This window comes from Xylophilus sp. GW821-FHT01B05, from assembly GCA_038961845.1.
In the GTDB taxonomy this organism is placed as follows: domain Bacteria; phylum Pseudomonadota; class Gammaproteobacteria; order Burkholderiales; family Burkholderiaceae_C; genus Xylophilus.
The window spans coordinates 4890609-4903696 of record CP152408.1 but is presented as its reverse complement, the minus strand read 5'-3'; the positions used below and the strand labels follow the sequence as shown (position 1 = coordinate 4903696).

At 68.4% G+C, this 13088-nt stretch carries 14 protein-coding genes; 4 read left to right on the top strand and 10 right to left on the bottom strand.

Translation table 11 applies throughout. From position 1 onward, the window contains the following. Window positions 1–10: 10 nt before the first annotated feature. From AAFF27_22925 to panB, 4 genes are all read right to left on the bottom strand, one after another. Window positions 11–1063, bottom strand: coding sequence for an SMP-30/gluconolactonase/LRE family protein (locus AAFF27_22925; protein ID XAH22816.1), 1053 nt, complete (start codon window positions 1061–1063; stop codon window positions 11–13). Window positions 1064–1149: 86 nt separating this feature from the next. Then, window positions 1150–2073, bottom strand: a complete 924-nt coding sequence (locus AAFF27_22920; protein ID XAH22815.1) for a dihydrodipicolinate synthase family protein — start codon at window positions 2071–2073, stop codon at window positions 1150–1152. Window positions 2074–2278: 205 nt separating this feature from the next. Next, window positions 2279–3115: a pantoate--beta-alanine ligase gene (gene panC / locus AAFF27_22915; protein ID XAH22814.1), complete on the bottom strand. Its 837-nt coding sequence runs from the start codon at window positions 3113–3115 to the stop codon at window positions 2279–2281. Window positions 3116–3150: 35 nt separating this feature from the next. Then, on the bottom strand, window positions 3151–3996 hold the full coding sequence (gene panB, locus AAFF27_22910; GenBank protein XAH22813.1) for a 3-methyl-2-oxobutanoate hydroxymethyltransferase: 846 nt from the start codon (window positions 3994–3996) through the stop codon (window positions 3151–3153). Window positions 3997–4113: 117 nt separating this feature from the next. Between panB and nadC the strand changes: the two genes are divergently transcribed. Further along, a complete protein-coding gene (nadC, locus tag AAFF27_22905) occupies window positions 4114–4983 on the top strand; it encodes a carboxylating nicotinate-nucleotide diphosphorylase (protein ID XAH22812.1) in 870 nt (289 codons plus the stop codon). 40 nt (window positions 4984–5023) lie between these two features. Next, on the top strand, window positions 5024–6142 hold the full coding sequence (nadA, locus tag AAFF27_22900) for a quinolinate synthase NadA (GenBank protein ID XAH22811.1): 1119 nt from the start codon (window positions 5024–5026) through the stop codon (window positions 6140–6142). Window positions 6143–6208: 66 nt separating this feature from the next. Here nadA and AAFF27_22895 read toward each other — a convergent pair whose 3' ends face one another. Next, the gene (locus AAFF27_22895) at window positions 6209–6757 is read right to left on the bottom strand and encodes a MarR family transcriptional regulator (GenBank protein XAH22810.1); all 549 of its coding nucleotides are present in this window, start codon (window positions 6755–6757) and stop codon (window positions 6209–6211) included. Window positions 6758–6889: 132 nt separating this feature from the next. Between AAFF27_22895 and AAFF27_22890 the strand changes: the two genes are divergently transcribed. Then, window positions 6890–7855: a Bug family tripartite tricarboxylate transporter substrate binding protein gene (locus tag AAFF27_22890; GenBank protein XAH22809.1), complete on the top strand. Its 966-nt coding sequence runs from the start codon at window positions 6890–6892 to the stop codon at window positions 7853–7855. Then, window positions 7852–8823 (top strand): tripartite tricarboxylate transporter substrate-binding protein, encoded by a 972-nt coding sequence (locus AAFF27_22885; protein ID XAH22808.1) that lies wholly within the window; start codon window positions 7852–7854, stop codon window positions 8821–8823. Before AAFF27_22890 ends, AAFF27_22885 begins: the two co-directional genes overlap by 4 nt. 392 nt (window positions 8824–9215) lie before the next feature. Here the strand turns inward: AAFF27_22885 and AAFF27_22880 are convergent, their stop codons facing one another. From AAFF27_22880 to AAFF27_22860, 5 genes are read right to left on the bottom strand one after another with little or no spacing between them, the layout of a single operon-like run. Further along, complete coding sequence (locus tag AAFF27_22880; protein ID XAH22807.1) at window positions 9216–9581, bottom strand: 5-carboxymethyl-2-hydroxymuconate Delta-isomerase; 366 nt, start codon at window positions 9579–9581, stop codon at window positions 9216–9218. Window positions 9582–9610: 29 nt separating this feature from the next. Continuing rightward, window positions 9611–9973, bottom strand: a complete 363-nt coding sequence (locus AAFF27_22875; protein ID XAH22806.1) for a 6-carboxytetrahydropterin synthase — start codon at window positions 9971–9973, stop codon at window positions 9611–9613. A 12-nt stretch (window positions 9974–9985) separates the two neighbouring features. Then, window positions 9986–10624 carry a 7-carboxy-7-deazaguanine synthase gene (gene queE / locus AAFF27_22870; GenBank protein XAH22805.1) on the bottom strand — a complete coding sequence of 213 codons (639 nt, stop codon included), beginning with the start codon at window positions 10622–10624 and terminating at the stop codon, window positions 9986–9988. 5 nt (window positions 10625–10629) lie between these two features. Next, window positions 10630–12201, bottom strand: coding sequence for an L-aspartate oxidase (nadB, locus tag AAFF27_22865; protein XAH22804.1), 1572 nt, complete (start codon window positions 12199–12201; stop codon window positions 10630–10632). Between the two features lie 32 nt (window positions 12202–12233). Next, window positions 12234–13088 (bottom strand): ScpA family protein, encoded by an 855-nt coding sequence (locus AAFF27_22860; GenBank protein XAH22803.1) that lies wholly within the window; start codon window positions 13086–13088, stop codon window positions 12234–12236.

Genomic DNA, 13088 nt, shown 5'->3' with positions numbered 1-13088 from the left:
GTGCGCGGGCTCAGACCGCGCCGCGCACTTCGACGAACAGCGAATAGATGGAATGGCTGCTGGCCATCAGCAGCCGGTTTCTCTTGGGGCCGCCAAAGCACAGGTTGGGGCAGCGCTCGGGCAGGCGGATGTGGCCGATCGGCTTGCCCTGCGGGTTGAACACCATCACGCCGTCGAGCGCCGCCGGGTCGACGCCGGCGGCGCCGTTGCTGCCCCAGCCGCACCAGAGGTTGCCGTCTTCGTCGCACTTGATGCCGTCGAGCGCGCCGGGGCCGTTGGCATCCACGTGCAGGCGCTTGCCCGACAGGCGCCGGCCGGCGCCCACGTCATAGGCCCAGATCACGCGGTTGGGCTGGTGGCGCGACTCGACGATGTAGAGCAGCTTCTCGTCGGGCGAGAAGCACAGGCCGTTGGGGCCGGCCAGGTCGTCCAGCACCACCTCGACCTTGCCGCTTTGCGGGTCGATGCGGTAGACCGACTGCGGCAGTTCGGGCGTGGCCTTGTCGCCTTCCCACATGCCGCCGATGCCGAAGGGTGGGTCGGTGAACCAGATCGAGCCGTCGCTCTTGCAGACGATGTCGTTGGGGGAGTTGAAGCGCTTGCCGTTGTAGCCTTCGGCCAGCACGGTGATGCTGCCGTCGTACTCGGTGCGGGTGACGCGGCGCGTCAGGTGCTCGCAGGCCAGCAGGCGGCCATTGCGGTCGCGCGCCAGGCCGTTGGAATGGTTGGAGGGCTGGCGGAACACGCCAGTCTGGCCGGTGGCCTCGTCCCAACGCATGATCCGGTTGTTGGGAATGTCAGAGAACAACAGAGAGCGCCCGTCGCCGAACCAGACCGGCCCTTCGACCCAGCGAAAGCCGGTGGCGATCTGCTCCACGCTGCTGCTGAACAGGCGGTACTTGGCAAAGCTCGGGTCCAGCACCTGCACCGACGGGTCGGGGTAGCGCTGCTGCGGCTTGAAGTCGAAGGACTGGGCCTGCGCCAGCGTGGCGGCCGTGCCGGCCAGGGCGCCGGCCACCCATTGGCGGCGGCTGAGGGCGGATGTCTCCTGAGGGTCTGGCATCTTTTGTCTCCTTGTGTTTTTGGGGAAGGCACCGCCGCCCGGTGCGGGCGGTCGGCCGGGCGCGCAGTGGCCGCGCCCGTGGGGTCTCAGGCCAGGGCGCGGTCGTGCGCCAGCAGCGCGCGTGCGGCCTCGCCCACGCGGGCGTGGTCTGCCGGGTCGATGTTGGAGAGCATGGGCAGCATCGGGCCCATGTCGGCGATGCCGGCCAGCGTCACCGCCTCGTGCAGCACGCGGATCGGGCTGATGCCGTCGCGCGCGGCCTCCAGCGGCATGTAGGCGGCGCGCACCTTCTCTGCCTCTGCGTAGTTCTTGTCCTTGAGCAGCTGCAGCAGCTTCATGGAGCCGCGCGGCGCTACGCAGACCGAGCCGGAGGTAAAGGCCTGCAGGCCGAAGTCGCGCAGATGGATGATGGCCGGGTTCTCGCCAATGCCGCTGATGACGCGGCTCGCGTCCACCTTCTGCAGCAGTTCACGCAGGAAGGGGTCTTGCGCGGGGTTCTCGCGCACCGTGCCGTACTTCACCGCGCTGACCAGGCCATCGTTCATGAGCGCCGCGACCGTGTCGACCGTGAGGTAGCCGTCGGACTTGATGTAGAGGATCAGCGGCTTGCCATAGCGCTCGGCCAGCTTGCGAAAGCCCGTGGCCAGGCCGTTGTTGGTGGAGGGGAACAGCAGCGGCAGCAGCATGGCCGTGGGGAAGGCACGCTCGCGCAGGATGTCGATCTGGTCGCAGGCCTTGCCGTACTCGGGGCCGATGGAGGGGATCACCCAGCTGTCGGCGCCGGCGATCTGCTCCAGCAGGTCCAGCACCGCGGGGTATTCGCGCACGCCGATGTTGTAGAAGTTGGCGTTGCCGCCGTACATCAGCGTGCGCACGCCGCCGTCTTCCAGGTGGCGGACCATGGCGCGGTTGCCTTCCACGTTCAGGCTCAGGTCGGCATGGCGCGCCAGGGGTGGTACGGCCAGCACGGAGGACTGGAGGTCGGCGGGGGTGACGGGCGTCGTTTTCATGGGAGGGTGCGGCAGGGCAAAAGTCTGGGGAGTAAGGGCGGGTTCTTTCCAAAAGTATAGTTGTAAGACAAGTTGGGGCGCAAGCCTTCAGAAGTGAAAAACGGCTTGTTTCATAGGGAATAACCCGCGGTGGCGCTGCCATCGCGCGGTAAATGCCTGACGCCAGGGGCGGGAAATCCGCCACCTGACTGACAAGTGAGGAGCCTTAGTGCGCTTCGACTTCCAGGTTGTCGATCAGCCGCGTGCTGCCCAGCCGGGCCGCGCCCAGCACCACCAGCGCGTCGCCCGGGGCGGGCGCCTGCAGGTCGCCGCGGCGGCGCACCGTGAGGTAGTCGGGCTGCCAGCCGCGGCTGCTGAGTTGCTGCAGCGCGTCTTGCTCCAACTGGGCGATGTCGGCCTGGCCGCTGCGCAGCGCCTTGGCCATGCCCTGCAGCGTGTGCGAGAGCTGCACCGCCTGGGCGCGCTGCTCGGCGCTCAGGTAGCCGTTGCGCGAGGACAGGGCCAGGCCGTCTTCGGCACGCGTGGTTTCGCAGGCCAGGATGTGCACCGGCAGCGCCAGTTGGCGCACCATGTGCTGCACCACCATCACCTGCTGGTAGTCCTTCTTGCCGAACAGGGCGGTGCGCGGCTGCACGCAGTTCAGCAGCTTGGCGACCACGGTGCAGACGCCGGTGAAGAAGCCGGGCCGAAAGTGCCCCTCCAGAATGTCGGCCAGCGCCGGGTCGGGATGCACCTTGCAGGCCTGGGGCTCGGGGTAGAGCGCGCGCTCGTCCGGGGCGAAAAGCACGTTGCAGCCGGCCGCGCGCAGCTTGTCGCAGTCGCTCTCCCAGGTGCGGGGGTAGGTGTCGAAGTCTTCGTGCGGCAGGAACTGCAGCCGGTTGACGAAGATGCTGGCCACCACGGCTTCGCCATGGGAGTGGGCCTGGCGCACCAGCGCAATATGGCCGTCGTGCAGGTTGCCCATGGTGGGCACGAAGGCGGTGGCCTGGCGGTAGGGCGCCAGGTAGGCGCGCAGGTCGTCGATGGTGCGGGCGATGTGCATTGTTGTCTCCTCTCTGTTTATGTCGACGCCGGGTGCTACCAGGCGTGCAGGCTGTCGTCGGGAAAGCTGCCGTCCTTCACGGCGCGTACGTAAGAGGCCATGGCCTCGGCAATGCTGGGGCTATCTTGCATGAAGTTGCGCACAAAGCGCGGCGCGCGCGCCAGGTGCAGGCCGAGCATGTCGTGCATCACCAGTACCTGGCCGGCGGTGCCACGGCCGGCGCCTATGCCGATGGTGGGGCAGCGGTCCAGCTCGGCGGTGAGGGCGCTGGCCAGCGCGGCGGGCACCATCTCCAGCACCAGCAGGGTGGCGCCGGCGTCTTGCAGCTCCAGCGCATGGCGGCGCAGTTGTGCCGCGCCTTCGTCGCCACGGCCCTGCACGCGGTAGCCGCCCAGGGCGTGCACCGTCTGCGGCGTCAGGCCCAGGTGGGCGCAGACCGGGATGCCGCGCTCGGTCAGGAAGCGCACGGTGTCGGCCGTCCAGCCGCCGCCTTCGAGCTTGACCATGTGGGCGCCGGCCTGCATCAGCACGGTGGCGCTGTGCAGCGCCTGCTCGCGCGAGGCCTGGTAGCTGCCAAAGGGCAGGTCGCCCACCAGCCAGGCGCGGCCCTGCACGCGCTGCAGGCCGCGCGCCACGCTTTCGGTGTGGTAGCGCATGGCCTCCAGGCTCACGCCCACGGTGTCGGCGCGGCCCTGGCAGACCATGCCGAGCGAGTCGCCTACCAGCAGGCAGTCGACGCCGGCGCGGTCGGCCTGGGCGGCGAAGGTGGCGTCGTAGGCGGTGAGCATGGCGATCTTCTCGCCGGCTCCTCGCATCTCGCGCAGGCGGGGCAGGGTCAGCGCTTTGCGCGGCGGGGCGGAGTCGGGGGAAACATGCACCATGAAGAAGAACCTGCAGACGTCGGTCGAGGGCCCGGCCGCAGGGGCCGGGTGCAAATTGGCGCGCAATGTAGCACGCAGCCCGGCAGGCATTGGCTACAGCCGTTATCCTCCGCGCCCATGACAAATCCCTTTGATTTCTCGCCAGTCCGCATGGTGGAACTGGCCCGCGCCGACGCAGCGCGCGCACTGCAGGAAGACGTGGGCGCGGGCGACCTGACCGCCGGCCTGGTAGCGGCCAACCAGCCCGCCCGCGCACGGGTGCTGGCGCGTGAATCGGCCGTGCTGTGCGGCGCGCCCTGGGTCGAGGCCACGCTGCGCCAGTTGGACCCGCAGGCGCGCATCACCTGGCATGTGCAGGAGGGCGAGCGCTGCAACGCCGACCAGGTCGTGCTGGAGCTGGAAGGCGACGCCCGCGCGCTGCTGAGCGCCGAGCGCACCGCGCTCAACTTCCTGCAACTGCTGAGTGCCGTCGCCACCAAGACGGCGGCCTACGTGGCGGCGGTGCAGGGCACGCGCGCCGTGATCGTCGACACGCGCAAGACCTTGCCCGGCCTGCGCCTGGCGCAGAAATACGCGGTGCGCACCGGCGGCGGCACCAACCACCGCATTGGCCTGTTCGACGCCGTGCTGATCAAGGAGAACCACATCGCCGCAGCCGGCGGCGTGACGGCCGCGCTGCAGGCGGCGGCCCGTGTGGCGGCGCAGGCCCGCTTTATCGAGATCGAGGTCGAGACCCTGGCCCAACTGGACGAGGCGCTGGCCGCCGGCGCCCGCATGGTGCTGCTCGACAACATGGACCCGGCGCAACTGCACGAGGCCGTGCGCCGCAACGAGGCCGCGGGCGAGCGCCGCGCGGTGCTGGAGATTTCGGGCGGCGTCACCATGGACAGCGTGCGCGGGTTGGCTGCCACGGGTGTGGATCGCATCTCGATTGGCGCGTTGACCAAAGACGTCAAGGCCGTGGACTTTTCAATGCGGTTTTTGTGACACCTCCAGGCTGCGCGCTTCGCGTAATGAGTACTGAAAAATGAACACCCCCACCATCGACGTCGAATACGAGCAGCCGCAGGAAGACGCCGGCGCAGCCTGTGCCACGCGCCACGCCTGGGCGCGCGTGCCGCCCGAGCCCTCGCAGGCCGAGCGCGCGGCGCTGAAGGAGCGCATCCGGCGCCTGCTGCGCGAGCGCAATGCGGTCATGGTGTCGCATTACTACGTGCACCCCGATCTGCAGGACTTGGCCGAGGAAACCGGTGGTTTGGTGAGTGATTCGCTGGAGATGGCGCGTTTTGGCCGCGACCACGCGGCGCAGACCCTGGTCGTCTCGGGCGTGCGCTTCATGGGCGAGACGGCCAAGATCCTGTCGCCCGAGAAGACCGTGCTGATGCCCGATCTGGACGCCACCTGCTCGCTCGACCTGGGCTGCCCGGCTGACGCCTTTGGCGCCTTCTGCGACGCGCACCCGGACCGCACCGTGGTGGTTTACGCCAACACCAGCGCGGCGGTAAAGGCGCGCGCCGACTGGCTGGTGACCTCCAGCTGCGCGCTGGAGATCGTGGGCCACTTGAAGGCGCGCGGCGAGAAGATCCTGTGGGCGCCAGACCGCCACCTGGGCGGCTACATCCAGCGCGAGACCGGCGCCGACATGGTGTTCTGGAACGGCGCCTGCATCGTGCACGACGAGTTCAAGGCCTTCGAGCTGGAAGCGCTCAAGCGCGACTACCCGCAGGCCAAGGTGCTGGTGCACCCCGAGTCGCCGGCTGAAGTGGTGGCGCTGGCTGACGCCGTGGGCTCCACCTCGGGCATCCTGAAGGCTGCGCGCGAGCTGGATGCAGACACCTTCATCGTCGCCACCGACAACGGCATGCTGCACAAGCTGCGCACGCTGAACCCGGGCAAGACCTTCATCGAGGCGCCCACCGCCGGCAACAGCGCCACCTGCAAGAGCTGCGCGCACTGCCCGTGGATGGCCATGAACGGCCTGGCCGACGTGGCGCGCGTACTGGAAACCGGCGCCAACGCGGTGCAGGTGGACCCGGCGCTGATCCCGCTGGCACGCCGGCCGATAGACCGCATGCTGGCGTTTACTGCGGCATTGAAGGCGCAAGCGTCGGCGGGGGCGATGGTGCCGGGCATAGGCGCGGCTTAGATTGGTGTGCTATTAAATAAATAGCTAATAGCCCAGGTGGGGTAAGGGCTAGAGGTACTTTTGGCTCTAAACCGCCGGCTCTGCCCAGCGCCGGCGTTGCGCCCCGCCGGTGCGCCGGTCGGCCTTGTCGGTGACGTGGCCCATCTGCTGCAGCGCCTGCCCGCGTGCTTCGAGTTGCTGCAGGCATTGCAGCAGCACCTCGACCTGCGCGGGGGCGATGTCGGCCAGCAGTTCGGTATTGAGCCGGGCAATGCGGGGGAACAGCTCTGCGTACAGTTGCCGGCCGTTGTCGCTTAGCTGCACCCGTACTTCGCGTCTATCCTGCGGGCCATGCCGGCGCTCGACCAGGCCTTTCTTCACCAGGCCTTGCAGCGCGCGCGAGGTGCGCACGCGGTCCAGGTGCAGCCGCTCGGCCAGCGCGGATGAGGTGATTTCCCCGGCGCCGTACAGGCTTGCCACCATGCCCCATTCGCGGCGGGTGATGCCAAAGCCGCCCTCGACTAGGCGCGTGGCCATGCTGCCGCAGACGCGCACCGTGCGTGCAAGTTGGTAGAGCAGCAGGTCCTCCAGGCATTGCGGCGACAGCAGGGTGGAGGCGGTGGGCAGGGGCTTCATGGAAAAGTGTGACGCGCTTCTCACACTGCGCGCCGGTGGCGGGATGATGGATTAGATCAACTATCTGTCGCCGATATATAAATTTGCCACAGCGCCTGCGCGGCGCGCGACGGCCATTCTGGAGGATTTCCCATGACTAAACCTATTTCCCGGCGGCGCCTTGCGCTGCTGGGCTTGTTGCTGGCCGCCGGCCAGGTATCGGCCGCTGCGCTGGATGACACGCTGACCCTGGTGGTGGGCTACGCGCCCGGCGGCACCAGCGACCGCATTGCGCGCCTGGTGGCCGAGAAGCTGCGCCCCAAGCTGGGCGTGAGCGTGATCGTCGAAAACCGCACCGGTGCCGGCGGCCGCATCGCCGCCCAGGTGGTCAAGCGCGCCACCGCCAACCAGAACGTGCTGATGCTGGCCAACCCGGCGGTGATGGTGGTGGCCCCGCTGGTGTTCAAGGACGCGGGCTACGACCCGGACAAGGACTTTGTGCCCGTGTCCAACGTGGGCGATTACCAGTTCGCCGTGGCGGTGTCGCGCGAGGTGCCGGTGCGCGAGCTGTCGCACCTGGTGGCCTGGCTCAAGGCCAACCCCGAGAAGGCCAACTTCGGCGTGCCGGCCTCGGGCAGCCTGCCGCATTTCTTTGGCCTGATGCTGGGCGATGCCGTGGGCGTCAAGCCCGAGATCATCAGCTACCGCGGCTCGGCGCTGCTGGTGGGCGACCTGGTCGGCGGGCAGTTGCCGGTGGCGATCGACACGCTCGACTCGGTCTACCCGCAGCATGTTGCGGGCAAGCTGCGCATCCTGGCCATGTCGGGCACGCAGCGCGCCAGCTACGCCAAAGACATCCCGACCTTCAAGGAGGCCGGCTTCAACATCGCCGCCACGGGCTGGAACGCCTTCTTCGCGCCGCGCTCCATGCCGGCGGCCAAGGTGCAACTGCTGGGCCAGGCGATCCGCGAGGTGATGCAGGACCCGGCCATGCGCGCCTCTTTCGAGTCCATCCAGCTGAGCCCGGTGGCCAGCACGCCGGCCGAGACGGCCGGCATGCTCAAGGCCTTCCGCGCGCAGTGGCAGCCGGTGGTGCAGCGCTCGGGCTTCGAGCCATGAGCCTTGCCCGCTGGCTGCGCTTGCCTGCGCTTGCGCTGGGCCTGCTGCTGGCCGCCGGCGGCGCGCAGGCCGATGCGCTGCTGGACGGCCCGCTGACCCTGGTCGTCGGCTACGCCCCGGGCGGCAGTACCGACCGTGTCGCCCGCCTGGTGGCAGAGCGCTTGGCGCCCAAGCTGGGCGTGCCGGTGACGGTAGAGAACCGCCCCGGCGACGGCGGCCGGCTGGCCGCGCAGCAGGTCAAGCGCACACCGGCCAACCAGAACGTGCTGATGCTGGGCAACCCGGCGGTGATGGTGGTGGCGCCCCTGCTGTTCAAGGACACGGGCTACGACCCGGACAAGGACTTCGTGCCGGTGTCCGAGGTGTCGAGCTACGACTTTGCGCTGGCGGTGGGCACCAAGCTGCCGCTGGACCGCGTGATGTTCCTGATCAGCTGGCTCTGGTCCCATCCGCAGGATGCCGTGTTCGGCGTGCCCGCCACCGGCAGCCTGCCGCACTTCTTTGGCCTGATGCTGGGCGATGCCGTCAGCATCCGGCCGCAGATCAATGGCTACAAGGGCTCGGCGCCGGTCGTGGCCGACCTGGCCGATGGCAAGCTGCCGGTGGCCATCGACACGCTCGATTCGCTCTACCCGCAGCACCTGGCGGGCAAGGTGCGCATCCTGGCCACATCGGGCACGCAGCGCAGCGCATTTGCCAAGGGCATCCCGACCTTCAAGGAGTCGGGGCTGAAGATAGACGCCAGCGGCTGGAACGCCTTCTTCGCGCCCAGCACCATGCCCGCGCCCAAGGTGCAGGTGCTGGCCCGGGCCATTCTTGACGTCATGCAGGACCCGGCGCTGCAAAAGACCATCACCGGCCTTTACCTGACGCCGGTGGCCAGCACGCCGGCAGAGACGGCCAAGATGCTCAAGGACTTTCGCCAGCAGTGGGAGCCGGTGGTGCGGCGCTCGGGCTTTGTGCCCTGAGGCCCATCCCTTTCAAGGTCTTGTGATCTGTTCGGTAGTTCTCGTGGGGTGCCGGGCCGAGCGCAGCGAAGGCCCGTATGGCTGTCCCGGGTCCCCTCGGGATGCGCCGAGGAGCGCAGCGTCAGGCGGATAAGGGATCGCCCTTGTTTGAGCCGAAGGCGAGTTTGGGCGAGACCCCGCCTGACGCGAGTACCGCAGGTTGCCCCGCAGCGAAGCGAAGGGGACGCAGCACGTGGGGTCGCCTTCTCTTTGGTGACTTTCTCTTGGCGACACAAGAGAAAGTTACTCGCCCGCCGGGGCGAACTCCCGGCACCCGCCGCCCGCAAGGCACACAGGCGCAGGGATATCTCAAAGACCTTGCAAGGGATGGCCTTGAGGCCGCATGCGCCCGCTCAAGGCGCCAGCTGTTCCTTGGTGTACGAGGGGCGGTCCATATCCACGATCTCCACGCTCAGCGCCACCCGCAGCCCTTCGGGGCGCGGCACCAGGCGGCGCAGCACGCCGGCGATGCGGTCCGACAGGTCGCGCTTGGCCTCGGGCGAGCGGCCGGCCAGCAGGCGCAACTGGGCGTGCACGAAGGCGCGGGCTTCCGGTGCGGTGCCCACCTGGAAGCTGTCATGCACCACCAGGCGCGATTTCAGGTCTGACTCCTGCGCGATCTCGGCGCTGGCGGTCAGCACTTCGTTCAGTTCGCGCAGCACCTGGGCGGCAGGCAGGTCGGCAAGGTTGCGGCTGTATTCGACGGTCAGGTGGGGCATGGTGATGTCCTTGTGAAGAGGTGAAGGGTCTACAGATCCAGCGTACAGCCATCGCCCACCGAGGCGCGCCAGACGCGCACCTGCGACAGCGGCGGCTGCAGGTCCTGCAGCGCCTGGGCAATGAACAGGCACAGGTTCTCCAGCGTGGGCTTGCCCAGGCCGGGGACTTCGTCCAGCAGATGGTGGTCCAGCCGCTCGCGCAGCGCTGCTATGCGCAGGCGCAGATGGCCCAGGTCAATCACCATGCCGCTGTCGGCATCGCGCGGGCCGGTGACGGCGATCTCTGCCTGGTAGGTATGGCCGTGGATGCGGCGGCTGCCTTCGACTTCGATCTCGCGCTCCAGCGTGTGGGCGGCATCAAAGAAAAAGCGTTGGCGGACGGTGAACTGCATGGGAGACAAAAACTAGCGAATGCCGGTGAGCTTGTGCGTCTGCAGGCTCAGGCGCCAGGCGGGCCGCTGCATGCAGGTGGCAATGCAATGGGCGATGTTGGCGGCCTGGTCGGGGCCGTCCATGGGTTGCAGGAAGCGGTTGGGGAAATCGGTGCCGGCCTCCAGCGCGTCCAGGTCAAAACCTGGTTGCGGCCAGACCAGCTTCAGCTCCTGGCCGCGCTTTTGTACCCAGGGCGCGCCGGCCTTGGGGCTGATGCAGAGCCAGTCGATGCCGGCGGGCGCGGCCAGCGTGCCGTTGCTTTCCACGGCAATGCGAAAGCCCTCTGCGTGCAGCGCATCGACCAGTGCGGTGTCGACCTGCAGCAGCGGCTCGCCGCCGGTGAGCACCACCAGCCGGTGCGCGCGGTCGTGCTGCGGCCACTGCGCGGCGATCTGCGCGGCCAGTGCTGTGGCATTGGCAAACTTGCCGCCCAGCGTGCCGTCGGTGCCGACAAAGTCGGTATCGCAGAAGCGGCAGATGGCGCTGGCACGGTCTTCTTCGCGGCCGCTCCAGAGGTTGCAGCCGGCAAAGCGGCAGAACACGGCGGGCATGCCCGCCTGGCCGCCTTCGCCTTGCAGGGTGTAGAAGATTTCCTTGACGCTGTAGGCCATGGTGTTCAGGGAGTAAGTACGGTGGGCATGGCGGCTGCGGCAGTGTCGGGATAGTCGCGGCTGAAGTGCAGGCCACGGCTCTCATGCCGCGCCTGGGCCGAGCGCACGATGAGGTCGGCCACCTGCACCAGGTTGCGCAGCTCCAGCAGGTCGCGGCTGACGTGGAAGTTGGCGTAGAACTCGTGGATCTCTGCCGCCAGCAGCGCGATGCGGTGCGCGGCGCGCTCCAGCCGCTTGTTGGTGCGCACTATGCCCACGTAGTCCCACATGAAGCGGCGCAGCTCGTCCCAGTTGTGGGAGATGACCACGGACTCGTCGGCGTCGGTCACCTGGCTGTCGTCCCAGGGGTGCTGCGCGGGCGGGGCTGCGGCGGGGCTTGCATCAATGGCAGTGGCCGCCGCACGCGCAAACACCATGCATTCGACCAGCGAGTTGCTGGCCAGCCGGTTGGCGCCGTGCAGGCCGGTGCAGGCGGTCTCGCCAATGGCGTAGAGGCCGGCCAGGTCGGTGCGGCCGTCCAGGTCGGTTTGCACGCCGCCGCAGGTGTAGTGCGCGGCGGGCACCACGGGGATCGGCTCTTTGGTGATGTCTATGCCCAGCTCGGCGCAGCGTGCCAGGATGGTCGGGAAGTGCTCGTGCAGAAAGGCCGGGCTCTGGTGCGAGATGTCGAGGTAGACGCAGTCCAGGCCGTGCTTCTTCATCTCGAAGTCGATGGCGCGGGCGACGATGTCGCGCGGCGCCAGTTCGGCACGCGCGTCGTGCGCGGGCATGAAGCGCGTGCCCCCGGCCGAGGCCGGCAGCACCAACTGGCCGCCTTCGCCGCGCAGCGCCTCGCTGATCAGGAAGGACTTGGCATGCGGATGGTGCAGGCAGGTCGGGTGGAACTGCATGAACTCCATGTTGGCCACGCGGCAGCCGGCGCGCCAGGCCGCGGCAATGCCGTCGCCAGTCGCGCTGTCGGGGTTGGTGGTGTAGAGGTAGACCTTGCCCGCACCGCCGGTGGCCAGCACCACCTGGCGCGCGCCGAAGGTGGCGACCCGGTCGGTGGCCGTGTCCAGCGCATGCAGGCCCACGCAGCGGCGGCTGCTGCCCGTGCCGTCGGTAATCAGGTCCACCAGTACGTGGCCTTCAAGCAGGGTGATGCCGGGCGTGGCGCGCACGCGCTCTATCAGCGTGCGCTGCACGGCGGCGCCGGTGGCGTCGGCGGCATGCACGATGCGGCGCTGGCTGTGGCCGCCTTCGCGCGTGAGGTGCAGCGCGCCGTCTTCACGCGAGAAGGGCACGCCCAGTGTCTCCAGCCAGGCGATGGCGGCGGGCGCCTGCTCGACCACGAAGCGCGCCGCAGCGGTATCGCACAGGCCGGCACCGGCGATGAGCGTGTCTTGCAGGTGCTCGTCCACGCTGTCGCCCTCGGCCAGCACGGCGGCGATGCCGCCCTGCGCCCACTGGCTGGAGCCCTCGGCCAGCACGCCCTTGGTCAGCACCGCTACGCGGTGCCGTGGCGCCAGGTGCAGCGCGGCCGACAGGCCGGCGAGGCCGCTGCCGACGATCAGGACATCGAAACTTGAAGAATTCATGCTTGCAGGGGAGGGCCGCTGCGCGGCGCGCGTCATGCCGGGGTGAATGCCAGGCGCACGTAGATCGGCGCAAAGGCCTCGGCCTGGGTGATTTCGACCAGGGTTTCCTTGGCCAGTTCCAGCAGCGCGATGAAGGTGACGACCAGCACGGTCGAGCCCTTCTCGGGCTGGAACAGCTCTTCGAACTCGACAAAGCGGCGGCCCTGCAAGGTCTTGAGCACCATGCTCATGTACTCGCGCACGCTCAGCTCTTCGCGGGTGATCTTGTGGTGCTGTACCAGCTTGGCGCGCTTGAGGATGTCGCGCCAGGCCGATTGCAGGTCAGCCAGCTCCACATCGGGAAAGCGCGGCTGCAGGCTTTGCTCGATGTAGACCTGCGCCCGCAGGAAGTCGCGGCCCAGCTGCGGCATTTCGTTCAGGCGCGCGGCCGAGAGCTTCATCTGCTCGTATTCGAGCAGGCGGCGTACCAGCTCGGCGCGCGGGTCTTCGGGCTCTTCGCCCTCGGCCACCTTCTTGGGCGGCAACAGCATGCGCGACTTGATCTCGATCAGCATCGCCGCCATCAGCAGGTACTCGGCCGCCAGCTCCAGGTTGCGGCTGCGGATCTCGTCCACATAGGACAGGTACTGCCGCGTCAGCCCGGCCATCGGGATGTCGAGGATGTTGAAGTTCTGCTTGCGGATCAGGTAGAGCAGCAAGTCCAGCGGGCCCTCGAAGGCTTCGAGGAAGACCTCCAGCGCATCCGGCGGGATGTAGAGGTCGGTCGGCATCGCAAACAGCGGCTCGCCATAGAGCCGGGCCAGTGCGACCTGGTCCACCACCTCCGGCTGGCTGCCGGCGACCGGCGCTGCGGCAAGGGCTGCGCTGGCTTGCGCTTTGGCGGACAT